The following is a 23,364-nucleotide window of genomic DNA, read 5'->3' on the forward strand; positions in this document are numbered from 1 at the left end:
GGCGAACGGAGGACCAGCGATGTCGACCTCGGGCCAGCCCACCCGCTTCGCCCCGGACCGCGGCCTGACCGGCCGGATGGTCGGGACCATGTTCGTGATCGGGCTCCTGTACGTGGGTTTCACCGGCCTGCTGATCGCGCTGCTGCGCGGCGCCTGGCCACTGATCGTGCTGATCTCCGGCGGGCTGTTCGTGGCCCAGTTCTGGTTCAGCGACAAGATCACCGAACGGGCGATGGGCGCCCACCGGGTGACCCCGGAGCAGTACCCCCAGCTGCACGGCACCATCGACCGGCTCTGCGCCCTCGCCGACATGCCCAAACCCCGGGTGGCGGTCGCCGACAACGACATGCCGAACGCCTTCGCGACCGGCCGCAACCCGCAGAACGCGGTGGTCTGCGTCACCACCGGGCTGCTGCGGCGGCTGGAACCGGAGGAACTGGAGGGCGTCCTGGCGCACGAGCTGTCGCACGTCGCCCACCGGGACGTCGCGGTGATGACCATCGCCGGCTTCCTCGGCGTACTGGCCGGCGCGATGACCCGGATCGCGATGTACGGCGGCTTCATGGGCGGCGGCCGCAACAGCAACGACTCCAACGCCGCGATCGCCGCGCTGGTCATCCCGCTGGTGTCGGTGGTGGTGTACGCGATCAGCTTCCTGCTGACCCGGTTGCTCTCCCGCTACCGGGAACTGGCCGCCGACCGGGCCGCCGCCCAGCTCACCGGCCGGCCCAGCGCACTGGCCTCGGCGCTCACCAAGGTGACCGGCCAGATCGCCGCGATCCCGACCAAGGACCTGCGGCAGGCCCAGCCGTACAACGCCTTCTACTTCGCCCCCGCGCTGAGCGCCCGGGAGGCCGCCTCGCAGCTGTTCTCCACCCACCCCTCGCTGGAGCAGCGGCTGGAGCAGCTGGCGAAGATCTCCACCCAGCTCGGCCGCTGAGCCGACGACACGCCCCGGAGGGGACCGCCGTGGGAATCCTGGACGCACTGTTCGGCCGCACCAAGCCCGTCCGGCCCGACCTCGACCAGCTGTTCGGCGTGCCCTCGGCCGCGCTGACCCTGGAGGCGGCGGCCGGCTTCCGGCCGACCGGCGTCGGGTCGGTCTGCTTCTCCTCGGTCGAGGGCGGCGCCTTCGTCGAGGTCGAGCGGCAGGTCCGGGCCCTGCTGGACGCCGACACCGAGCGCGGCGGCGTCCCGGTGGAGGCCTCCAAGGACGCCTACGGCTACTCCTGGCTGCTCGCCCGGCACACCCCCGAGGAGCTGCCGGAGCTGGTCAACGACCTGCACGCGGTCAACAGCGAGCTGGAGGGGAACGGCTTCGGCCCGCAGCTGCTCTGCTCGCTGGTGGCCTTCCGCGGCGCCGAGGGGCAGCCGCTGGCGCTGGTCTACCTGTACAAGCGCGGCACCTTCTACCCGTTCGCGCCGGTGCCGGGCGGCGGGGAGAAGCGCGACAGCCCGCTGGAACTGCAGGTCAACGCCATGCTGGGGAACGACCTGCGGCTGGAGAAGGACCTCACCCGCTGGTTCCCGGTCTGGGGCGCGCCGGGCCTGTGACGCCCCGTCGGGCCTGCCTATAGTCACCTGCATGCGCAGCCGCCAGTACGGACCCGACCTCACCCCGCCGTGGAAGCGGCAGCAGCCCGCCCCCGAGGTGCCCGCCGACCGGGACCTCGTGGTCGAGGAGGCCGCGACCGGCTTCTGCGGCGCGGTGGTGCGCTGCGAGAAGACCGCCGAGGGGTTCACCGTCACCCTGGAGGACCGGTTCGGCAAGCGGCGGGTGTTCCCGCTGGTGCCGCGCGGCTTCCTGCTGGAGGGCCGGACCGTCACCCTGGTCCGCCCCGCCGCCGCGGCGCCGGCTCCCCCGCGCGCCCCGGGCCGGACGGCCTCCGGCTCGGTCGCCGTCCCCGGAGCGCGGGCCCGGGTGGCCCGGGAGTCGCGGATCTACGTCGAGGGGCGGCACGACGCCGAACTGGTCGAGCGGGTCTGGGGGGACGACCTGCGGATCGAGGGCGTCGTTGTCGAGTACCTGGAGGGCATCGACGACCTGCCCGCGATCGTCGCCGACTTCGCCCCCGGCCCGGGCCGCCGGCTCGGCGTCCTGGTCGACCACCTGCTCCCCGGCACCAAGGAGCACCGGATCGCCGCCCGGGTCACCGGCGACGCCGTGCTGGTCGTCGGCCACCCGTACATCGACGTCTGGCAGGCCGTGAAGCCCTCCTCCGTCGGCATCCCCGGCTGGCCGGACGTCCCCTACGGCGAGGACTGGAAGGGGGGCGTCTGCCGCCGCCTCGGCTGGCCGGCCGACACCCCCGCCGCGTGGAAGCGGATCCTCGCCTCGGTCGACTCCTTCAAGGACCTGGAGCCCGCGCTCCTGGCGAAGGTCGAGGAACTGATCGACTTCGTCACCCTGGAGGACTGACCGGTCAGCCGTGGGCCCGCGACCGCGAGCCGGCGGCCGACACCACGGCAACGACTCTCAGTCCACCAGGTCGCGGACCACGGCGTCGGCCAGGAGGCGGCCCTGGAGGGTCAGGGTGGCCCGGCCGCGCTCGTGGGTGGTGCGGTCGAGCAGGCCGTCGGCGAGGTGCCGGTCGGCGGCCGCGCGGCCGGTCGCCGTGAGCAGGTCCAGCGGGATGCCCTCGGCGAGGCGCAGTTCGAGCAGGATGCGCTCGACCCGGCGGTCCTCGTCGGTGAGCCGCTCGCGGCCCTGGGCCGGGGTGCGGCGCTCGGCGAGGGCGCGGGCGTAGCCGGCCGGGTGCTTGGCGTTCCACCAGCGGACGCCGCCGACGTGGCTGTGCGCGCCGGGGCCGGCGCCCCACCAGTCGCCGCCGGTCCAGTAGAGCTCGTTGTGGCGGCAGCGGCCCTGCGGGGTGGTGGCCCAGTTGGAGACCTCGTACCAGGAGTAGCCGGCGGCGGCGAGCGCCTGCTCGGCGATCAGGTAGCGGTCGGCGTGCACGTCGTCGTCGATCATCGGCAGCTCGCCGCGCTTGACCCGGGCGGCCAGCTTGGTGCCGTCCTCGACGATCAGCGAGTAGGCCGAGACGTGGTCCGGCCCGGCGCCGATCGCGGCGTCCAGGGAGGCCCGCCAGTCGTCGTCGGACTCGCCGGGGGTGCCGTAGATGAGGTCCAGGTTGACGTGCTCGAAGCCGGCCGCGCGGGCCTCGGCCACGCAGGCCTCCGGGCGGCCCGGGGTGTGGTGGCGGTCGAGCAGCCGCAGGACGTGCGGCCGGGCGCTCTGCATGCCGAAGGAGACCCGGTTGTAGCCGCCCTCGCGCAGTTCGGCGAGGTAGGCCGGGTCGACCGACTCGGGGTTGGCCTCGGTGGTCACCTCGGCGTCGTCGGCGAGCCCGAACTCCGCCCGGATCGCCGCCAGCATCTTCACCAGGTCCCGGGCGGGCAGCAGGGTGGGCGTGCCGCCGCCGAGGAAGACGGTCCGCACGGGCAGGTCGGTGTCGCCGAGGACCTCGCGGGCCAGCCGGATCTCGGCGACCACGTTGTCGGCGTAGGTCTCCTGGGAGGCGACGGCGCCGGAGGAGCGCAGCTCGGTGGCGGTGTAGGTGTTGAAGTCGCAGTAGCCGCAGCGGCTCGCGCAGTACGGCACGTGCAGGTAGAAGCCGAACGGCCGCGACCCGAGCCCGGCGAGGGCGTGCGCGGGCAGGGAACCGTCGGACGGCACGGGTTCGCCGTCGGGGAGTGCGGAGGGCATGACCCCATTGTCCCGTACGGCCCCGGTGATCATCGAGGCCGTACGGGACGACGGACGGATCAGGCCTCGTTCGCGCCCGCGTACATCTCGGTGACGGCGTCCGCGTACGTCCGCTCGACCACCGGCCGCTTGATCTTCAGGCTCGGCGTGAGCTCGCCGTGCTCGATGTCCAGGTCGCGCGGGAGGAGGGTGAACTTCTTGATCGTCTGCCAGCGCTGGAGGTCGCCGTTGAGGCGCTGCACGAAGCCGTCGACCAGCTGGTGCACCTTCGGGTCGCCGACCACCTCGGCGTAGGACTTGCCGGCCAGGCCGTGCTCGGCCGCCCACGGCATGATCACCGACTCGTCCAGGCCGATCAGCGCGGTGCAGTAGTTGCGGCCGTTGCCGATCACCAGGATGTTGCTGACGAACGGGCAGACCGCCTTGAACTTGCCCTCCACCTCGCTCGGCGCGACGTACTTGCCGCCGGAGGTCTTGAACATGTCCTTCTTGCGGTCGGTGATCCGCAGGAAGCCGTCCTGGCCGATCTCGCCGATGTCCTCGGTGTGGAACCAGCCGTCCGGCTCCAGCACCTCGGCGGTCTTCTCCGGCAGGTTGTGGTAGCCGCGCATGACGCCGGGGCCGCGCAGCAGGATCTCGCCGTCCTCGGCGATCCGGATCTCGCTGCCGGGCAGCACGGTGCCGATGGTGCCGACCCGGAGGTCCTCGGCGGGGTTGACGCAGATCCCGGCCGAGCTCTCGGTCAGGCCGTAGCCCTCCAGGACGGGCACGCCGACGCCGGCGAAGAAGTAGCCGATCTCGGGTGCCAGCGCGGCACTGCCGGAGACCGAGCCGCGCATCCGCCCGCCGAACGCGGTCCGGATCTTGGCGTACACCAGCTTGTCGGCCACCGCGTGCCGCACCCGCAGCCCCAGCGGGGCGCTGTCGTGCCCGGTGGCGATCCGGTTGGCCTGGGTGACCCGGGCGTAGTCGCGGGCGGTCTTCGCCGCCCACATGAAGATCTTGTACTTGGCGCCGCCCTCGGCCCGGGCCTTGCCGGCGATGCCGTTGTAGACCTTCTCGAAGATGCGCGGCGCCGAGGCCATCATGGTCGGGCGGATCACCGGCAGGTTGTGGATGATCCGGTCCACCCGGCCGTCCAGCGCCATCACGTGACCGGTGGCGATCTGGCCGCAGATCAGGCTCTTGCCGAACACGTGCGACAGCGGCAGCCACATGAACTGCACGTCGTCCGCGCGCAGCAGCCCGCTCTCCTCCTGCGCCCGCCCCTGGTACGCCCAGCAGTCGTGGACCAGCCGCACGCCCTTGGGGCGGCCGGTGGTGCCGGAGGTGTAGATCAGGGTCGCCAGCTGCTCCTTGTCGAGCGCGTCGACGGCCCGCCGCACGGCGTCCGGGTGCTGCTCCAGGTACTCGGCGCCGAGCTGCTCCAGCTCGGCCAGGGTGAGCACGTTCAGCCCGGGCGCCCCGGCGACCGGGCCGGTGCCGTCGAAGAGGACGGCGGTGCGCAGCTCGGGCAGCTGGCCGAGCTCGCCGACGACCTTGGCGAGCTGCTTCTCGTTCTCGACGAAGATCGCCCTGGAGCCCGAGTCGGAGAGGATGTAGGCCGTCTCGTCGGCGTTGGTGCTCGGGTAGACGGCCGTGGTGGCCGCGCCCGCGCACATGTTGCCGAGGTCGGCGATGACCCACTCCAGCCGGGTGGAGGACATCAGCGCGACCCGGTCCTCCGGGCTGATGCCCAGCGACAGCAGGCCGGCGGCCACCGCGTACACCCGGGTGGCAGTCTGCGCCCAGGTCAGCGAACGCCACTGCTCGGCGCCGGGGGCGCCGTCCGCCGCGTGCTCGTCCACCGGGACGGGGAAGCGGTAGGCCTCACCCGCCGGCGTGGCGGCGACCCGCTCCAGGAACAGGTGGGCGACGGAGGCGGGCCGCCCGGCGACGATGTCGGCACGGCCGGAGTCGATCAGGGACTGCGCGGAACTCAACGAGGACCTCCGGGGGCGGGTGGCCGTCTGAGGGATGTCGCGGCGCCCGTGGGGGCGGTCGCCGGGCCCCCGGGCAATCGATCCGATACCGGTGAGTAACAAGGGGGCAATCAGCAGCCTAGGGGGAAACCGGTCATTCCGTAAGAGGGTGAGGACAGCTGGCACACTGTCGAGCCGCCGGTGCACGGCGCAACCGGGCCCGCCGGTGCGTTCAGCAAAGGACTGGACAAACCTCGGGGCGCGGGGCCGGAATCAACTGTGCGAGTCCACAGAAGCATGAGAATTGGGATGCGAACCCCACTGCCGAAGACAAGAGTGTGCCAGTGCTGATCAGACTGCTGAGGGCGTACCTGCGCCCGTACTCCCGACCGATCTCCCTGCTGGTGCTCCTCCAGCTGGTGTCCACGCTCGCCCTGCTCTACCTGCCGACGCTGAACGCCGACATCATCGACCAGGGCGTGGTCAAGGGCGACACCGGTTACATCCTGCGCATCGGCGGTGTGATGATCGCCGTCACCGTCGCCCAGGCGCTCTGCTCGATCGGTGCCGTCTTCTACGGCGCGCGCACCGCCATGGCGTTCGGCCGGGACGTCCGGGCCGCCGTCTTCGACCGGGTGCAGACCTTCTCCGCCCGCGAGGTCGGCTCCTTCGGCGCCCCCTCCCTGATCACCCGGACGACCAACGACGTCCAGCAGGTCCAGATGCTGGCCCTGATGACCTTCACCCTGATGGTCGCCGCGCCGATCATGTGCGTGGGCGGCATCGTCATGGCGCTCAACCAGGACGTGCCGCTCTCCGCGCTGCTGCTGGCCGTCGTCCCCCTGCTGGGCGTCGTGGTCGCCCTGCTCGTCCGCGCGCTGCGCCCGAAGTTCCGCAGCATGCAGAAGAAGATCGACACGGTGAACCGGGTCCTGCGCGAGCAGATCACCGGCATCCGGGTCATCCGCGCCTTCGTCAAGGACGACCACGAGCAGGCCCGGTTCGCCGGCGCCAACCGGGACCTGACCGGCGTCGCCCTCCAGGTCGGCCAGCTGATGTCGTTCATGTTCCCGGCCGTGATGCTGGTGGTGAACGCCTCCAGCGTCGCCGTGCTCTGGTTCGGCGCCATGCGCATCGACAGCGGCGGCATGGAGATCGGCGGGCTGACCGCCTTCCTCTCCTACCTGATGCAGATCCTGATGAGCGTCATGATGGCCACCTTCATGTTCATGATGGTGCCGCGCGCCGAGGTCTGCGCCGAGCGCATCCAGGAGGTCCTGGACACCAGCTCCAGCGTCGTCCCGCCGGCCACCCCCGTCACCGAACTCCTGGCCCGGGGCAAGCTCGAACTGCGCGCCGTCGAGTTCCGCTACCCCGGCGCCGAAGCCTCCGTCCTGCGCGGCGTCGACATCACCGCCCGCCCCGGCGAGACCACCGCCGTCATCGGCTCCACCGGCAGCGGCAAGTCCACCCTGCTCGGCCTCGTCCCCCGGCTCTTCGACGCCACCGCCGGACAGGTCCTGCTGGACGGCGTGGACGTCCGCGAACTCGCCCCCGAGACGATCGCCGAGACCGTCGGCCTCGTCCCGCAGAAGCCCTACCTGTTCACCGGCACCGTCGCCAGCAACCTGCGCTACGGCCGGCCCGACGCCACCGACGAGGAGCTCTGGCACGCCCTGGAGGTCGCCCAGGCCAAGGAGTTCGTCGAGCGCTTCCCCGAGGGCCTCGACGCGCCCATCGCCCAGGGCGGCAGCAACGTCTCCGGCGGCCAGCGCCAGCGCCTGGCGATCGCCCGCGCGCTCGTCCGCAAGCCCGGCGTCTACCTGTTCGACGACTCGTTCTCGGCGCTGGACTACGCCACCGACGCCAGGCTGCGCAGGGCCCTCTCCCGGGAGACCGCCGACGCCACCGTGCTGATCGTCGCCCAGCGCGTCTCCACCATCCGCGACGCCGACCGGATCGTCGTCCTGGACGAGGGCGCGGTCGTCGGCAGCGGCACCCACGGCGAACTGATGGCCGACAACCCGACGTACCGGGAGATCGTGCTCTCCCAGCTCACCGAGCAGGAGGCGGCGTGACCACCCCGCAGAAGAAGGCGCCCATGACGAAGGGCCCCGGCTCCGGCGAGGTGCCCAGCGACTCGCAGGCCGCCGCCGCCCGCCGCGGCCCGGCCGGCCCCGGCCGGTTCATGGGCGGCCAGGGCTCCGAGAAGTCGATGGACTTCAAGGGCTCGGGCAAGCGGCTGCTCGCCCTGCTCCGCCCCGAACGCGCCCTGCTCAGCGGCGTGCTGGCCCTCGGCGTGCTCAGCATCGGCTGCGCCGTGACCGGGCCCAAGGTGCTCGGCAGGGCCACCGACCTGATCTTCGCCGGCGTGGTCGGCCAGCAGTTCCCGGCCGGCATCTCCAAGGCGCAGGCCGTCGCGGACGTGCGGGCGCACGACGGCGGCGCCGCCGACCTGCTCTCCGCGGTCGACTTCACCCCCGGCCAGCACATGGACTTCGGCGCGATCGGCACCGTGCTGCTCTGGGTGCTGGCGATCTACGTCGCCTCCGCCGCCTTCGGCATCGTCCAGGGCCGGCTCGCCACCAAGGCGATCCAGCGGGCCAGCTACCGGCTGCGCCAGGACGTCGAGTCCAAGCTCGCCCGGCTGCCGCTCAGCTACTTCGACAAGCAGCCCCGCGGCGAGGTGCTCAGCCGGGTCACCAACGACATCGACAACATCGGCCAGTCCATGCAGCAGACCATGGGCCAGGTGGTGAACTCACTGCTCACCGTGGTCGGCGTGCTCGCCATGATGTTCTGGATCTCCCCGCTGCTCGCCCTGATCGCCCTGATCTCCGTCCCGCTGTCGGTCGTGGTGGCGACCAGGGTCGGCAAGCGGGCGCAGCCGCAGTTCGTCCAGCAGTGGAAGTCCACCGGGCAGCTGAACGCGCACATCGAGGAGATGTACACCGGCCACGCCCTGGTGAAGGTCTTCGGCCGGCAGAAGGAGTCCGCCGAGACCTTCCGGGAGCACAACGAGGCGCTGTACACGGCCAGCTTCCGGGCCCAGTTCATCTCCGGCATCATCCAGCCCGCGATGATGCTGATCGGCAACCTGCAGTACGTGCTGGTGGCCGTCGTCGGCGGCCTGCGGGTCGCCAGCGGCGCGCTGTCGATCGGCGACGTGCAGGCGTTCATCCAGTACTCGCGGCAGTTCAGCCAGCCGCTCACCCAGGTCGCCAGCATGGCCAACCTGGTGCAGTCCGGCGTCGCCTCCGCCGAGCGCGTCTTCGAGCTGCTGGACGCGCCCGAGCAGACCCCTGAGCCGGCCATGCCGGAACGCCCCGACGCGATCCGCGGCCGGGTCGCCTTCCAGGACGTCTCCTTCCGCTACGACCCCGACAAGCCGCTCATCGACGACCTCTCGCTGAAGGTCGAACCGGGCCAGACCGTCGCCATCGTCGGCCCGACCGGCGCCGGCAAGACCACCCTGGTCAACCTGCTGATGCGGTTCTACGAGGTCAGCGGCGGGCGGATCACCCTGGACGGGGTCGACATCGCGGCGATGTCCCGCGAGGACCTCCGCTCCGGCATCGGCATGGTCCTCCAGGACACCTGGCTGTTCGGCGGCACCATCGCCGAGAACATCGCCTACGGCGCCCAGGGCGCCACCCACGAGCAGGTCGTCGAGGCGGCCAGGGCCGCCCACGTGGACCGCTTCGTCCGGACCCTGCCGAACGGCTACGACACCGTCATCGACGACGAGGGCACCGGCGTCAGCACCGGCGAGAAGCAGCTGATCACCATCGCCCGGGCGTTCCTGGCGCAGCCGTCGATCCTGGTCCTGGACGAGGCGACCAGCTCGGTCGACACCCGGACCGAGGTGCTGATCCAGCGCGCCATGGCCCGGCTGCGCACCGGCCGCACCAGCTTCGTGATCGCCCACCGGCTCTCCACCATCCGGGACGCCGACGTGATCCTGGTGATGGAGAGCGGCTCGATCGTCGAACAGGGCACGCACGACGAGCTGATCGCCGCCGAGGGCGCGTACGCCCGCCTGTACCAGGCGCAGTTCGCCGAGGCCGTCGCCGAGGTGGACTGACCGGCGGGCCGCACCGGAGGGGGAGGTCGGGGTCACCCGGCCTCCCCCTCCGGCGTTCCGCCGACGGGGAGGCCGGGGCAGCGTGGCCCCGTCCGGGGGTGCCCCCTCGAACGCTCCGGCCGCCGCCCCGGGCCGCTACGGTGGGCCTGTGAGTGACGACCTGTCGGCCGCTGCCGCCGCACAACCCGACGCCTTCGAGGCCCACCGGCGCTACCTGGGCTCGGTCGCCTACCGGCTGCTCGGCTCGTTCAGCGACGCCGAGGACGTGCTGCAGGAGGCCTGGCTGCGCTGGCGCGGCACCGACCGGTCCGCCGTCGCCGACCCGCGCGCCTTCCTGACCACCGTCGTCACCCGGCTCTGCTACGACCAGCTGGGCTCCGCCCGGGCCCGCCGGGAGGCCTACTTCGGCGAATGGCTGCCCGAACCGGCCGTCTCCTACCAGGACTCCCCCGCCTCCCCGGCCGAGCTCGCCGAACTCGGCGAGTCCGTCTCGCTCGCGGTGCTCGCCGTCCTGGAGCAGCTCACCCCGGCCGAACGCGCCGCCTTCGTGCTGCACGACGTGTTCGCGGTCGGCTTCGACGAGATCGCCGCCTCCCTCGACCGCTCCCCCGACGCCGCCCGCCAGCTCGCCTCCCGGGCCCGGCGCCGGGTCAAGGACGGCGGGCGCCGCGCCACCGCCGACCCGGCCGAGCACCGGCAGGCCGTGGCCGCCTTCGCGGCGGCCAGTACCCGGGGCGACATCGAGGGCCTGCTGGCCGTGCTCGACCCGGACGTGGTCTGGCACTCCGACGGCGGCGGCGTCGTCAGCGCCGGCGCCCGCCCGGTCCTCGGCGCGGACAAGGTCTCCCGCCTGGTGGCCGGCCTGGTCGCGAAGTGGTTCCTGCCGGGCATGAGCCTGGTGCCCGCCCTGGTCAACGACGAGCCGGGGCTGCTCGTCCAGGACGCGGACGGCCGGCCCGGCGGCGTGCTGGCGTTCACCGTCGCCGACGGCCGGATCACCGAGGCCTTCGTGGTGGTCAACCCCGAGAAGCTGACCCGGGTGGCCGACGCCGCCGGCACGCCGACGGACCTGTGACCCGGCTCACCGTCACACCCTGACCGGCCGCGTCGTCCCCTTCCCGAACGGACACCGAGAACGTGTCGACAGAACGCTCCGCGGGGGCGTTTCGGAGGAGGCGGACGACATGACCGAGAAGCAGATCGTCGTACTGGGAGCCGGCTACGCGGGGCTGACCGCGGCGACCCGGGCGGGCCGGCACCACCGGGTGACCCTGATCGCCCCGGAGACCCGCTTCCTGCACCGCGTCCGCCAGCACGAGACCGCCGCCAGCCTCCCCGAGCACCGGCCCGCCCTGGCCGAGGTGGTCCGCGGCCGCGGCGTGCGGCACGTCCCGGCCCGGGCCACCGGCCTGGACCTCGCCGCCCGCAAGGTCTTCCTGGACACCGGTGAGGCCCTCCCCTACGACACCCTGGTCTACGCCCTCGGCAGCCGCACCGCCTGGCACGCCGTCCCCGGTGCCGCCGAGCACGCCTACTCCGCCGAGCGGGCCGCCGAACTGGGCGAGCGGCTGCGCACCGCCGAGCGGCCCGGCACCGTCGCCGTGGTCGGCGGCGGCGCCACCGGCATCGAACTGGCCACCGAGATCGCCGAGGCCCACCCCGCCTGGCGGGTGCGGATCGTCGCCGCCGGACAGGTCGGCGGCTGGTTCTCGGCCCGTGGCCGGGCCCACGTCCGCACCGTCATGACCCGGCTCGGGATCGAGGTGCACGAGCGGCACACCGTCACCGGGGTCGACGCCGGGGGCCTCGACACCACCGGCGGCCGGATCCCCGCCGACCTGGTCGCCTGGGCCGCCGCCATGGAGCCGCACCCGCTGGCGGCCGAGGCGGGCCTGACCGTCGACCCGGCCGGCCGGGCGGTGGTGGACGGCCACCTGCGCTCCGTCTCGCACCCGGAGGTCCACGTCATCGGCGACGCCGCCGCGGTGACCGTCCCCGGCACCGGCACCCTGCGGATGGGCTGCGCCACCGCCCAGCCGATGGGCCGCTACCTCGGCAAGCTGCTCACCGGGCGCACCGACAAACCCTTCGCGTTCCGCTACGCCGTGCAGTGCCTGAGCCTCGGCCGCCGGGACGGCCTGGTCCAGCTGATCCACGGCGACGACTCGATGCGGCCCTCGGTGCTGACCGGCCGGGCCGGGCGGCTGACCAAGGCCGCCATCGTCAACGGCGTGGTCTGGGCGCTGCGTTGAGAGCCTGAGCCGGGCCGCCGCACCGACCGGCCGCCGTGCGGACAGGCCGGCCATTCGGGCAGGCCGACCGTGCGGACAGGCCGGCCATTCGGGCAGGCCGACCGTGCGGACAGGCCGACGGGCCCGGGGCGAGACGCCCCGGGCCCGTCGGGCACCGCTGCGGCCGACCCCGCCGGGCCGGCCGGAAACACCCGGCTCGCGCCGGCTACTTCTTCTCCTTCGGCGCCTCGGCGTCGGTGGACAGCGCGGCGATGAAGGCCTCCTGCGGGACCTCCACGCGGCCGACCATCTTCATCCGCTTCTTGCCTTCCTTCTGCTTCTCCAGCAGCTTGCGCTTGCGCGAGATGTCACCGCCGTAGCACTTGGCGAGAACGTCCTTGCGGATCGCGCGGACCGTCTCACGGGCGATCACCCGGGAGCCGATGGCGGCCTGGATCGGCACCTCGAACTGCTGGCGCGGGATCAGCTTCTGCAGCTTGCCGGCCATCATCACGCCGTAGTTGTAGGCCTTGTCCTTGTGCACGATCGCGGAGAACGCGTCCACCGCGTCGCCGTGCAGCAGGATGTCGACCTTGACCAGCTGGGCGCTCTGCTCGCCGATGGGCTCGTAGTCGAAGGAGCCGTAGCCGCGGGTCTTGGACTTCAACTGGTCGAAGAAGTCGAAGACGATCTCGGCGAGCGGCAGGGTGTAGCGCAGCTCGACGCGGTCCTCGGAGAGGTAGTCCATGCCCTGGAGGTTGCCGCGACGGGCCTGGCAGAGCTCCATGATGGCGCCGACGAACTCGTTCGGCGCCAGGATGGTGCCGCGCACGACCGGCTCGTAGACCTCGGCGAGCTTCCCGGTCGGGAACTCGCTGGGGTTGGTGACGGTGTGCTCGGTGCCGTCCTCCATCACGACGCGGTAGACCACGTTCGGGGCGGTGGAGATCAGGTCGAGGTTGAACTCGCGCTCCAGGCGCTCCCGGATGATCTCCAGGTGCAGCAGGCCGAGGAAGCCGCAGCGGTAGCCGAAGCCGAGGGCGACCGAGGTCTCCGGCTCGTAGACCAGCGCGGCGTCGTTCAGGCGCAGCTTGTCGAGGGCGTCGCGCAGCAGCGGGTAGTCCGAGCCGTCCAGCGGGTACAGGCCGGAGAAGACCATCGGACGCGGGTCCTTGTAGCCGCCCAGCGCCTCGGTCGCACCCTTGTGCATCGAGGTGATGGTGTCACCGACCTTGGACTGCCGGACGTCCTTCACCCCGGTGATGATGTAGCCGACCTCGCCGACGCCCAGGCCGTCGGCGACCTTCGGCTCCGGCGAGATGACGCCGATCTCCAGCAGCTCGTGGGTCGCGCCGGTGGACATCATGGCGATGCGTTCGCGCTTGGTGAGCTGGCCGTCGACGACCCGGACGTAGGTGACCACGCCGCGGTAGGAGTCGTAGACCGAGTCGAAGATCATCGCGCGGGCCGGGGCGTCCTTGACGCCGACCGGGGCCGGGATCCTGTCGACCAGGTGGTCGAGCAGCTCCTCGACGCCGAGACCGGTCTTGGCGCTGACCTTGAGCACGTCGTCCGGGTCGCAGCCGATGATGTGCGCGATCTCGGCGGCGTACTTCTCCGGCTGGGCGGCCGGCAGGTCGATCTTGTTGAGCACCGGGACGATCGTGAGGTCGTTCTCCAACGCCAGGTACAGGTTGGCGAGGGTCTGCGCCTCGATGCCCTGGGCGGCGTCCACCACGAGGACGGTGCCCTCGCAGGCGGCGAGGGAGCGGGACACCTCGTACGTGAAGTCCACGTGGCCCGGGGTGTCGATCATGTTGAGGATGTGCGTCGAGCCGGCGTTCGGCCCCGTCTTCGGCGCCCATGGGAGGCGGACGGCCTGCGACTTGATGGTGATGCCGCGCTCACGCTCGATGTCCATGCGGTCGAGGTACTGGGCGCGCATCTGCCGCGGGTCGACCACACCGGTGATCTGGAGCATCCGGTCTGCGAGCGTCGACTTGCCGTGGTCGATGTGGGCGATGATGCAGAAGTTGCGGATCAGCGCCGGGTCGGTACGGCTGGGCTCTGGCACATTGCTGGGGGTCGCGGGCACCTTGGTCCGATTCTCCGTTGGTCCGGGGGCCGGGGGCGTCCGGGTCATCGCTGACCGGTTTCCCGGGGACCGGACAGTCGTCCGATCGAAATAGTTCTTCCCATCCTCCCACGAGCGCGACCTCCGCCGCCGTTCGGTTCCACCCGGGCCGCGCCGGGGGTGCTCCGGGGGTCGGTGCGCGGGTCCGTCCGGGAGTCCGTCGGGGAAGTCCGTCCGGGGCTGGTCCGCGGGCCCGTTCAAGTGCCGCCGCGGGGCCCTTGAACGGCCGTCCCCCTTCCCGCGCCCCGACCGGTCGGGGCAGGATGGTCGTCCATGATCCTGGAAAGCGCCCTCCTCGACGTCGTCCCCGGCCAGGAGGACGCGTTCCTCGCCGCCTTCGCGGAGGCGAAGCCGCTGATCGCGGTCCAGTCCGGCTTCCGCTCCCTCGCGCTGCGCCGCTGCCTCGACGAGGGCCGCGGCGCCAGGTTCCTGCTCCAGGTGGAATGGGAGACGCTGGAGGACCACACGGAGGGGTTCCGCCGTTCCGCCGAGTACCAGCGGTGGCGCGAGCTGCTGCACCGCTTCTACCGGCCGTTTCCCGAGGTCGAGCACTACGGCGAGCCGGTACTCCGGGCCTGATCCGGATCCGGCCGGTTTGGGTCGTGCGGTACCCCCCTGGTAGCGTGGGGCGCTGCACCTGGCCCAGGCATGCCCTCTCAGCAGTCCGGCGGCCGCGCGGTGCAACTCTCCCCCAGCCTTCGGCCGGGGGGACCCCAGAACCGTTTACTGACAAGACTGAGGCTCCTTCGTGGCGAACATCAAGTCCCAGATCAAGCGCAACAAGACCAACGAGAAGGCGCGCCTGCGCAACAAGGCCGTCAAGTCCTCGCTGAAGACCGCCCTGCGCAAGGCCCGTGAGGCCGCTGCCGCCGGCGAGACCGAGAAGGCCACCGTGCTGGCCCGCGCCGCCTCCAAGGCGCTGGACAAGGCCGTCAGCAAGGGCGTCATCCACGCCAACCAGGCCGCCAACAAGAAGTCGGCCATCACCAAGCGCGTCAACGCCGTCCAGGCCTGACTCCGCCGGGGCCCACGGCCCCGACCGTCCCAGGACGGACCGGCCCTCTACCCGGTCCCCTGAGGCACAAGCTCAAGACTCGCACCGCACGCGGCCTGCGTTCGCCACGCGGGTGCGGTGCACGAAGATCCACCGGAAGTGCCCGTTCGTAGGCACTTCCCCGACTGCCCGCCCGGTCCCCACCGGGCGGGCAGTCGTCGTTTCGGGCCGGGGCTTCCGCCGCGGACGTTCTCGCGCGGATCCCCGTCGCCCGGCGGACCGGCTGCGGATCCTGCGGCTGCGGCTTCTGTCGCTGCGGCTGCGGCTGCGGATCCTGTGGCTTCTGTCGCGTTCTGTGGTCCTGCCGCTATGGTCGGTGACGGCAGCTCGGGGGGCCGCGCTCACGGAAACCGGGCGGGTGGCGGTCGCGTCCCCCTCCCGGGGGGCCACCGCGTTCCGGGTCACCGTTTCGGGGCACCGTTTCGGGGCAGCGTTGCGAGTCACGGTTCCGGGGCGGCACCTTCGTGGCAGGCATCTTCGTCGACGCTCAGGGGGCACCTATGACGACGCCACCACCGCCACCACCACCGGCCCAGGGCGGACCGGGATTCGGCGGCTTCCCGCAGCAGCCACCGCCGCCCGGGACGGCCCCGGGCTTCGGACCTCCGCCCGGACTGCCCGCGTCGCCCGGCCTTCCCGCCTCCCCCGGACTTCCCCCCGCTCCGGGGCCCGTCCCCTCACCCGGTACGGCCCCCGCCGGGGAGCCCGGGCCGCGCGTGGGGACGGTCAGCAGGGGCGGAAACCTGCGCCGCAACGCCGTCTGGGCGTTCGTCGGCGCCGTGCTGGCCTCGGCCGCCTGGTCCGGCGCCGTGGCCCTGGTGCCGCGGATCGTCGACAGCGGCTCCCCGGCGCAGAGCCTCCACGGCTACCACGCGGTCGACAGGCTCTGCGAGTCGGGCACGCTCACCGCGTTCAAGAAGCAGTACCGCATGGTCGACGACTACCCGCTGCAGCACACCGGCCGGTCCGACTCCATGGACATCATGCGGTGCTATGCGCTGGTCAAACGGGCGGTCAGCGGGAGCGACGTCGCCGACTACGCCACCCTCGACATCCGCGCCGAACTGCACCGAGCGGTCGACTCCGCGCCCGAATTCGCCGCCACCCGAAGCTACTTCGAGCAGCAGAAGTACGAGATCACCGATGTGCCGAACCTCGGCCAGGAGGCCTACTTCGCCTACGGCGACGAGCCGACCAGCTCGGACCAGACCTTCCACGACATCAACCACTACCTACAGGTCCGGGACGGCGGGATGACGTACTCCCTGTTCTGGACGGACAACTACCAGGTCGGGAAGAACACCACGCTGGACCGCGAGACCGTCCGCCGGGCGATGCTCGACGACACCCGGGACATCCTGAAGGCGATCGGCGGCTCGTAAGGGCCGGTCGTGGCGGCCGGGTCGGGAGGGTTTCCCGTGGGGCCGGTCGGGCCGGTCGGGTCGGTCGGGTCGGTCGCAGGAGCTGCTCGTGGCGGCCGGCCGTCCCGGCGGGCGGGCTCGGGTCGCCGGGGCGCCCGTGCCGGGATCAGTAGGAACGGCCCCCGGAGCCGGCGCGCGCGGCCCGGGCGACGGCCACCACGGCCCGCTCCAGCGCGAAGGCGGGGTCGTCGGAGCCGCCCTTGACGGCCGCGTCCGCCTGGGCGATCGCCGTCAGGGCCGTGGCCACGCCGTCGCCCGTCCAGCCGCGCATCTGCTGGCGGACCCGCTCGACCTTCCACGGGGGCATCCCCAGCTCGCGGGCCAGATCGGCCGGGCGCATGTTCCGCCCGGTGGTCGCCAGCCGACCGATGCTGCGGACCCCGGACGCCAGCGCGTAGGTGATACCGGTCGGCGGCTGCCCGACGGCCAGCGCCCAGCGCAACCGCTCCAGCGCCTCGGCGGCCCGGCCGGTGACCGCGAAGTCCGCCACCTCGAAGCCGGTGGCCTCGGCCCGGCCGCTGTAGTAGCGGGCCACCACCGTCTCGTCGATGGTGCCCTCGACGTCCGAGGTGAGCTGGCTGCACGCGGCCGCCAGCTCGCGGAGGTCACTGCCGAGCGCGTCCAGCAGGGCCTGGCACGCCTCCGGGGTGGCCGACCTGCCGAGCGTGCGGAACTCTCCCCGGACGAAGGCCAGCCGGTCCGACGCCTTCGCCAGCTTCGCGCAGGCGACCTCACGGCCGCCGGCCTTCCGCCCGGCGTCCAGCAGGCCCTTGCCCTTGGCGCCGCCCGCGTGCACCAGCACCACGATCACCTCGTCGGCCGGGGCCTCGATGTACGCCTTGAGCTCCTTGACGGAGTCGGCGGAGAGGTCCTGGGCGGCCCGGACGACGATCACCTTGCGCTCGGCGAACAGCGAGGGCGTGGTCAGCTCGGCGAGGCTGCCGGGCTGCAGGGTCCCGGGCGGGAGGTCCCGCACATCGGTGTCCGGATCCGCAGCCCTCGCCGCCGCCACCACCTGGGCGACCGCGCGGTCGAGCAGCAGCTCCTCCTGGCCGACCGCGAGGGTCAGCGGGGCGAGCAGGTCGTCGGGTGCACTCTTCCTGGCCATCGCCTACCAGCATCCCATGGGGTGGGGACACTCCCACCCGGAGGAACGACCGGCGGGCGGGGGTGGGCGGGCCGGGTCCGACGGCCGGAGGGGCGGAGCCGCCGGGGGTGGGCCAGCGTGGGCCCGACCAGTGGGGGGTGTGCTCCGACGCGGGAGGCGCTCCCGGGAGAATGGGCCGGTGACCGAACACCTCACCACCGACCAGCCGGACGACTTCGACCCGAGCGCCCGGCAGCTCCTCGTCCTGCCCGACCGCGATGCCGCCGAGGACGCCACGGAGGAACTCAGCGCCAACCACCCCGACCTCGGCGAACTCGAAATCGTCCGGGACGCCCTCGCCGGCGAGGACGACGCCGAGGACGCCCAGTGGCTGGTGGTCGTGGAACCCCCCGAGGACGGCTGGACCGCGGAGCTGCTCCGCGCCCTGGACGCCGTCGCCGCCGAGCACGAGGGGTGGCGCGAGGAGGGCTGATCCGTCGGCCCCGCCAGGTCCTCCGGGGCCCGCCCCCACCCCCCACCCCCGCTCCCCCTCCCCGCCCTCTCCACCTCCTCCCTGTGGAGAGGGCGGGTTGAGCGAGAGGGCTCACGCCGGCGGGCCGCGCGGCCCGCCGGCCGTGTGCCGACCGCGCGACGCGGCCGCGGCGTGGCGGGTCCGCCCGCCGTGCGGGTGCACCGACGCCCCCAGACGAGCCGGGGTGTCGCCCGTCACCGCGATGTCCCCAGCGGTATCGGTGCGCAACACCGTGGCACCGAGGGCACGCAGCCGCTCCACCGTCCGCACGGACGGATGCCCGTACGGATTCCCCTCGCCACACGAGATCAACGCCAGTCTGGGCCTCAACGCGGCCGCGAGCTCCCAGTCCTGGTGCGCCGACCCGTGGTGGGCCACCTTCAGCACATCCACCCGGACACCACGGCCCCACCGCGCCGACAGCGCGGCCTGCGCGGGCGGTTCGAGATCGCCCAGCAGAGCCAGCCGCACACCGTCCGCCACCGTCACCAGCAGCACCACACTCGCGTTGTTGGCCCCGGCAGCCTCCGCCGGAAGCACGGCATCGGGCCACACCACCTCCCATGACAGCCCCGGTCCGGCCGACCGGCGCTCGCCTGTCCGCGCGCGCACCAGTGGCACTCCGGCCGCAGCCGCCCACCCCGACACCCGGGCGGCCTCGCCCGGCGGCTCACCCAGGACCGTCCCCTCGATCGCGCCCACCGAACGCCCCCGCAACACCCCGGGCACACCCTCCACGTGGTCCGCGTGGAAGTGCGTCACCACCAGCAACGGCACCCGGGTGATCCCGAGGTCGCGCAGACAGCGGTCCGCCGCACGCGGATCCGGCCCGGCGTCCACCACCACCGCGCTCCCCGGCGCCCCGCCGCCGGCGGTGACCGGCAGCACCACCATGTCCCCCTGACCCACGTCGCACATGACCAGCCGCCAGCCCGGTGGCGGCCAGCCGGTCGCGAGCCGGGTGAGCAGGGGCGGCCGCACCAGCACGGCCAGCAGGACCAGGAGGAGCAGGCCCGCCACCAGCGGCCGGGCCCAGCCGCCCCTGACGCGCAGACCGTCCGCTTCGGCGCGTCCGGGTGCCAGGAGAGGAACCGTCCAGCACACCGCCACCGTCGCCAGGGCCAGCGTCACCGTGCCGAGCAGCCCGCCGGGCCAGGAGATCTGAGCGCCCGGCAGCTCCGCCCCATGCCGGGCCACCGCCGCGAGCCAGCCCACCGGGAGCCCGGCCGGCTCCGCGAGCAGCCGGGCCAGGGCCGGCGAGAGCGGGTCCAGGACGAGCACCGCGAAGCCGAGCAGAGTCGCCGGAGCCACCGCCAGCTCGGCCAGCAGGTTGCACGGCACCGCGACCAGGCTGATGTGTCCGGACAGCACGACCGTCACGGGCGCGCAGAGCGCCTGGGCCGCTGCCGTCGCGGCGACGGCGCCCGCCAGGTGGTGCGGCCAGCCCCGCGCCCGCAGGCGCTGCGCCCAGTGCGGGCCGACCACCAGCAGACCGGTGGTGGCGAGCACGGAGAGCAGGAAGCCGAACGACCGGGCGAGGTAGGGGTCGAGGAGCACCAGGAGCAACGCCGTACCGGCCAGGGCGGGCACCGCCTGCCGGGGTCGGCCGGTGGCGAGCGCGAGCAGTCCGATCAGCCCCGTACCGGCGGCCCGCAACACGCTGGGTTCCGGTCGGCAGACGGTCACGAAGGCCAGCGTGACGACTGTGCCGAGCAGCGCGGTGGTGCGCAGCGGGATACCGAACGCGGCGGCCAGGCCACGTCGTTCGGCTGTACCGGCACGACTGGGGGCACCGAGCAGGACACCCAGCACGATCGCGAGGTTGGCCCCGCTGACCGCGACCAGATGCGCCATGTCGGTGGCCCGGAAGGCGTCCAGGAGGTCCCCGGGCAGGCGTGAGGTGTCACCGACCACCAAGGCCGGGAGCAACCCCCGCGCGTCAGGCGACAGATCGTCACTTGCCGTCCGCAGCCCCGCCCGCAACCGGCCGGCGACCCGTTGCGGCAGGCTGGGCGGCGCGAGCTCCCGTGGCGGCCCGTGGGCGATCAGCAGCGCGGCCGACTCGTCGTCGTAGCCCTCCCCCGCCGGGCGGACGTCCGCTTCCACGGCGACACGGGCCGACGGGAGCAGCCGTTGCCACGCGCCGATCTCCGGCCCTCGCGCCATCACCGTCACCGGCGTCCGCGTCCTGGTCACCGCCCCGGTGCCAACCGGCGGCGGGCCGCCCGCGCCGTCGCCCGGGGCCGGAGCCGCCGGCTCGAAGCCCGCCGGGACGGTGACCCGCTCCACCACCGCGTCCACGGTGAGGACGGTCTGCCCGGCAGCCGTTCCCCTGGTGCGGGAGGTGTGGGCTCTCGGGTCGGCGGTGATGGTCAGTTCGACACCCACCTCCGGCGCGGCGGCTCCGGCCCGGGCCAGCCCGGGCAGCGGCCCCCGGTGGAGGTCGGCGGTGTGCAGCAGGGTCGCGGCGGCGGCCGCCGCACCGGTGAGCAGCAGGGCGGCCAGCGTCATGGCGGCGCCGCGACGCCGCCGCACTCCCGGGCGGGCGAGCAGGAGGACGGCGAACAGGACGGCCGTGCCGGCGGCCGAGGACAGCAGGAGGCCGTGCCCGGGGCCCAGCCCGAGAACACCCGCCGTGACCACCCAGGCCGCGACGGCGGGGAGGAGCAGGCGAAGATCGCCGGGAGGCCGGTGCGGCACGACAGCGTCTGTGGTGACGGTGGCGGCGATGACGGCACCTCCTTCCGGGGAGTGACCGACGGGTCGATGGGCAGACAGGTCGACGGGAAGACAGGTCAATGGGCTGACGGGTCGCACGGCTCCGTGCGTCGGGCGAGCCGGAAGCAGGAGCATCGACCGGAAGCGTCACCTGGCGGGTACGGGCGGGTCAGAGCGTGAGCATCGGTCTGAGCTCCGCATAGGTGCGTTCGCCGATGCCGCTGACCTGCCGGAGCTGGTCGAGTGAGCGGAACGATCCGTGCGACGCGCGGAAGGCGATGATGCGCTGCGCCAGCGTCGGACCGACGCCCGGGAGCGTGTCGAGCTGTTCGAGGGTGGCGTGGTTCAGACTGACCGGCTGTTTCGGCACGGCGCCCGTGGCCGGCCCGCCCACGGCCTGCGCCGCGCCGTCCGGTTCGCCGACGAGAATCTGCTCACCGTCCGTCAGCACCCGGGCCAGGTTGAGGCCCTTGGTCTCCGTCTCGGGCAGCGGTCCGCCGGCCACGCGCAACGCGTCCGCCACCCGGGAGCCGCCGGGCAGTGTGTGGACACCGGGTGCGTGCACCCGCCCCCCGATGTCGACCACGACGACAGTGCGCGCCTCGGCGTCTCCCGGAGCTGCTGGGACGGGGCCGGCGGAGGCCTCCGGTGTGCTCGGGGGCGATGCCCCCGGCTCGGCCGGCGCGACCGCCGGCGCTGGCACCGCCACCGCCGGCACGGCGACCGGCTGGGGCCGCGCCAGCCAGAAGTGCTGGACGCCGTAGCCCACGGCGAGCAGCAGCAGGACGACCAGCCCCGACACGGCCCGCCGGTCGAGCATCACCGCAGGACCGAAACGAAACGGCGCGCGACCCGGGTCGGCAGACCCGTCATCGTCGGACGGCACACCGTAGGGCGGCACACCGTCAAACCCCGCGCCACCAGCGGGTCCATCGACCGGCGCACTCGGCACGTCACCCGACCCGCCGCCCAACCCGCCCCCGAGGGGCGAGCCCCCGGGCGGCCCGGTGGCCGACGGCTCCGCCGCACCGGCGGCTCCCCCGGCCACCCTCGCGGCCGATTCCTCGGCGGCCCCTTCAGCGCCTCCCCCGGCCGCCGGCAGCAGCGCTGCCAGCCGACGCCGCGCCGTCTCCCCGACCCGCTGGCGCTTCACCGCGCCGATGTTCATGCTCGTCATGCGGAGCACGCTAGGAGCCGTCCGCCGTCGATGGGAGAATCGGCGAAACCCTGTGGAAAACCCCGGGGTTGTGGACAACTCAGGTCGCTCGCACGAGTGATCAGCAGTTGTCGGAGTTGACTTCCCGCCTGGCAAAGGCCCTCACGAGGCCCGTCTCAGCCCCCGTCCGGAGGCGTCCTCACGCACCGCGGCTTCAACGCACCGCGGCTTCACGCCCCTCAGGGTTCACGCACTGCGGCTTCACGTCCCTCAGGGTTCACCACCGCGGCTTCACGCACCCCGGCTTCACGGGCCTCAGCGCGGCGAGACCACCACTGCCAGCAGCCCCGGTCCGACATGCGCCCCGATCACCGCGCCCACCTCGCTCACGTACAGGTCACACAGCCCGGGGATCCGCCCCCGCAGTCGCTCCGCGAGCGGCTCGGCCCGCTCCTCCGCCGCCAGGTGGTGGACGGCGATGTCGACCACCCGCTCCCCCGCCTGCTCGACCGCGATCTCCTCCAGCCGCGCGATCGCCCGCGACGCCGTCCGGACCTTCTCCAGCGGCTCGATCCGCCCGCCGTCCAGGTGCAGCAGCGGCTTCACCGCCAGCGCCGACCCGAGCAGCGCCCGGGCCGCCCCGATCCGGCCGCCCCGACGCAGGTGCTCCAGGGTGTCCACGTAGAAGAATCCGCTGGTCACCGCCGTCCGCGCGGTCACAGCGGCGACCACCTCGTCCAGTTCCCGCCCCGCCTCGATCGCCTCGGCCGCCGCCAGTACGCCGTATCCGAGGGCCATGCCGACCAGCCGGCTGTCCACCACACGCACCGGGACGGGCGCCTCGGCGGCCGCCAGCCGGGCCGCCTCCGCGGTCCCGGACAACTCGGCGGAGATGTGCACCGAGACGATGCCCTTCGCGCCGGCCTCGGCGGCGGCCCGGTAGGCGGCGGCGAAGGCCTCGGGGCTCGGCCGGGAGGTCGTCACCCGCTGCTTGCCGCGCAGCGCCTCGGCGACGTCCTTGGGCGAGATCTCCACGCCCTCGGCGAGGACGGTGTCACCGACCGCGACGCTCAGCGGCACCACCGCGATCTCGTGACGGTCGACGGCCTGCTGGGGCAGATAAGCCGTGGAATCGGTGACAAGTGCGAGGTCGGCGGGCATGAGGCGGAGGTTACTCCGCGTCCGGCCAGGAGGACAGCGCCCGAACCGGGCCTGCCCCGGCCCGCCCGCCCGCCGTCCGGCCCCGGCCTCGCCGCCGGCACCGGGCGGGCGCCAGGGAC

18 protein-coding genes are annotated in these 23,364 nt (G+C 73.2%); 11 read left to right on the forward strand and 7 right to left on the reverse strand.

The features are described from left to right. Positions 1–19: 19 nt before the first annotated feature. Genes htpX through OG618_RS13125 form a run of 3 tightly spaced genes read left to right on the forward strand, consistent with a single transcriptional unit; the run spans position 20 to position 2,419 of the window. Positions 20–940, forward strand: a complete 921-nt coding sequence (gene htpX / locus OG618_RS13115) for a zinc metalloprotease HtpX (protein WP_329487589.1) — start codon at positions 20–22, stop codon at positions 938–940. A 29-nt stretch (positions 941–969) separates the two neighbouring features. Next, complete coding sequence (gene pspAB / locus OG618_RS13120) at positions 970–1,554, forward strand: PspA-associated protein PspAB (protein ID WP_329487590.1); 585 nt, start codon at positions 970–972, stop codon at positions 1,552–1,554. Positions 1,555–1,585: 31 nt separating this feature from the next. Continuing rightward, positions 1,586–2,419 carry a DUF3097 domain-containing protein gene (locus OG618_RS13125; protein WP_329487591.1) on the forward strand — a complete coding sequence of 278 codons (834 nt, stop codon included), beginning with the start codon at positions 1,586–1,588 and terminating at the stop codon, positions 2,417–2,419. A 57-nt stretch (positions 2,420–2,476) separates the two neighbouring features. On the opposite strand, the gene hemW is transcribed toward OG618_RS13125, so the two are convergent. Together hemW and OG618_RS13135 are read right to left on the reverse strand one after the other, a co-directional pair. After that, a complete protein-coding gene (gene hemW / locus OG618_RS13130; protein WP_329487592.1) occupies positions 2,477–3,706 on the reverse strand; it encodes a radical SAM family heme chaperone HemW in 1,230 nt (409 codons plus the stop codon). A 59-nt stretch (positions 3,707–3,765) separates the two neighbouring features. Continuing rightward, entirely contained in the window at positions 3,766–5,688 is a 1,923-nt protein-coding gene (locus OG618_RS13135; RefSeq protein ID WP_329487593.1) for an AMP-dependent synthetase/ligase, read from the reverse strand. A 323-nt stretch (positions 5,689–6,011) separates the two neighbouring features. On the opposite strand from OG618_RS13135, the gene OG618_RS13140 reads away from it, so the two are divergent. The 4 genes from OG618_RS13140 to OG618_RS13155 all read left to right on the forward strand — a co-directional run bounded on the left by OG618_RS13140 (position 6,012) and on the right by OG618_RS13155 (position 12,003). Then, positions 6,012–7,745, forward strand: a complete 1,734-nt coding sequence (locus OG618_RS13140) for an ABC transporter ATP-binding protein (protein WP_329487594.1) — start codon at positions 6,012–6,014, stop codon at positions 7,743–7,745. 23 nt (positions 7,746–7,768) lie between these two features. Continuing rightward, complete coding sequence (locus OG618_RS13145; protein WP_329492095.1) at positions 7,769–9,751, forward strand: ABC transporter ATP-binding protein; 1,983 nt, start codon at positions 7,769–7,771, stop codon at positions 9,749–9,751. Between the two features lie 148 nt (positions 9,752–9,899). Continuing rightward, positions 9,900–10,826, forward strand: a complete 927-nt coding sequence (gene sigJ, locus OG618_RS13150) for an RNA polymerase sigma factor SigJ (protein WP_329487595.1) — start codon at positions 9,900–9,902, stop codon at positions 10,824–10,826. 109 nt (positions 10,827–10,935) lie between these two features. Then, positions 10,936–12,003 (forward strand): NAD(P)/FAD-dependent oxidoreductase, encoded by a 1,068-nt coding sequence (locus OG618_RS13155; protein WP_329487596.1) that lies wholly within the window; start codon positions 10,936–10,938, stop codon positions 12,001–12,003. Between the two features lie 205 nt (positions 12,004–12,208). Here the strand turns inward: OG618_RS13155 and lepA are convergent, their stop codons facing one another. Then, positions 12,209–14,077: a translation elongation factor 4 gene (gene lepA / locus OG618_RS13160; RefSeq protein WP_329487597.1), complete on the reverse strand. Its 1,869-nt coding sequence runs from the start codon at positions 14,075–14,077 to the stop codon at positions 12,209–12,211. A 312-nt stretch (positions 14,078–14,389) separates the two neighbouring features. On the opposite strand from lepA, the gene OG618_RS13165 reads away from it, so the two are divergent. The 3 genes from OG618_RS13165 (at position 14,390) to OG618_RS13175 (ending at position 16,552) form a co-directional block, all read left to right on the forward strand. Continuing rightward, positions 14,390–14,695: an antibiotic biosynthesis monooxygenase family protein gene (locus tag OG618_RS13165; protein WP_329487598.1), complete on the forward strand. Its 306-nt coding sequence runs from the start codon at positions 14,390–14,392 to the stop codon at positions 14,693–14,695. A 169-nt stretch (positions 14,696–14,864) separates the two neighbouring features. After that, the gene (gene rpsT, locus OG618_RS13170; RefSeq protein WP_329487599.1) at positions 14,865–15,131 is read left to right on the forward strand and encodes a 30S ribosomal protein S20; all 267 of its coding nucleotides are present in this window, start codon (positions 14,865–14,867) and stop codon (positions 15,129–15,131) included. A 755-nt stretch (positions 15,132–15,886) separates the two neighbouring features. Continuing rightward, a complete protein-coding gene (locus tag OG618_RS13175; protein WP_329487600.1) occupies positions 15,887–16,552 on the forward strand; it encodes a hypothetical protein in 666 nt (221 codons plus the stop codon). A gap of 145 nt (positions 16,553–16,697) precedes the next feature. Here the strand turns inward: OG618_RS13175 and holA are convergent, their stop codons facing one another. Beyond that, positions 16,698–17,699 carry a DNA polymerase III subunit delta gene (holA, locus tag OG618_RS13180; RefSeq protein ID WP_329487601.1) on the reverse strand — a complete coding sequence of 334 codons (1,002 nt, stop codon included), beginning with the start codon at positions 17,697–17,699 and terminating at the stop codon, positions 16,698–16,700. A gap of 178 nt (positions 17,700–17,877) precedes the next feature. Between holA and OG618_RS13185 the strand changes: the two genes are divergently transcribed. Further along, positions 17,878–18,171 (forward strand): hypothetical protein, encoded by a 294-nt coding sequence (locus OG618_RS13185; protein WP_329487602.1) that lies wholly within the window; start codon positions 17,878–17,880, stop codon positions 18,169–18,171. 111 nt (positions 18,172–18,282) lie between these two features. Here OG618_RS13185 and OG618_RS13190 read toward each other — a convergent pair whose 3' ends face one another. The 3 genes from OG618_RS13190 to OG618_RS13200 all read right to left on the reverse strand — a co-directional run bounded on the left by OG618_RS13190 (position 18,283) and on the right by OG618_RS13200 (position 23,245). After that, positions 18,283–20,910 carry a ComEC/Rec2 family competence protein gene (locus tag OG618_RS13190; RefSeq protein ID WP_329487603.1) on the reverse strand — a complete coding sequence of 876 codons (2,628 nt, stop codon included), beginning with the start codon at positions 20,908–20,910 and terminating at the stop codon, positions 18,283–18,285. 187 nt (positions 20,911–21,097) lie between these two features. Further along, entirely contained in the window at positions 21,098–22,105 is a 1,008-nt protein-coding gene (locus OG618_RS13195; RefSeq protein ID WP_329487604.1) for a ComEA family DNA-binding protein, read from the reverse strand. A 294-nt stretch (positions 22,106–22,399) separates the two neighbouring features. Beyond that, positions 22,400–23,245, reverse strand: a complete 846-nt coding sequence (locus tag OG618_RS13200; RefSeq protein WP_329487605.1) for a DegV family protein — start codon at positions 23,243–23,245, stop codon at positions 22,400–22,402. Positions 23,246–23,364 lie beyond the last annotated feature (119 nt).

It is taken from the genome of Kitasatospora sp. NBC_01246 (genome assembly GCF_036226505.1).
Lineage (GTDB): Bacteria > Actinomycetota > Actinomycetes > Streptomycetales > Streptomycetaceae > Kitasatospora.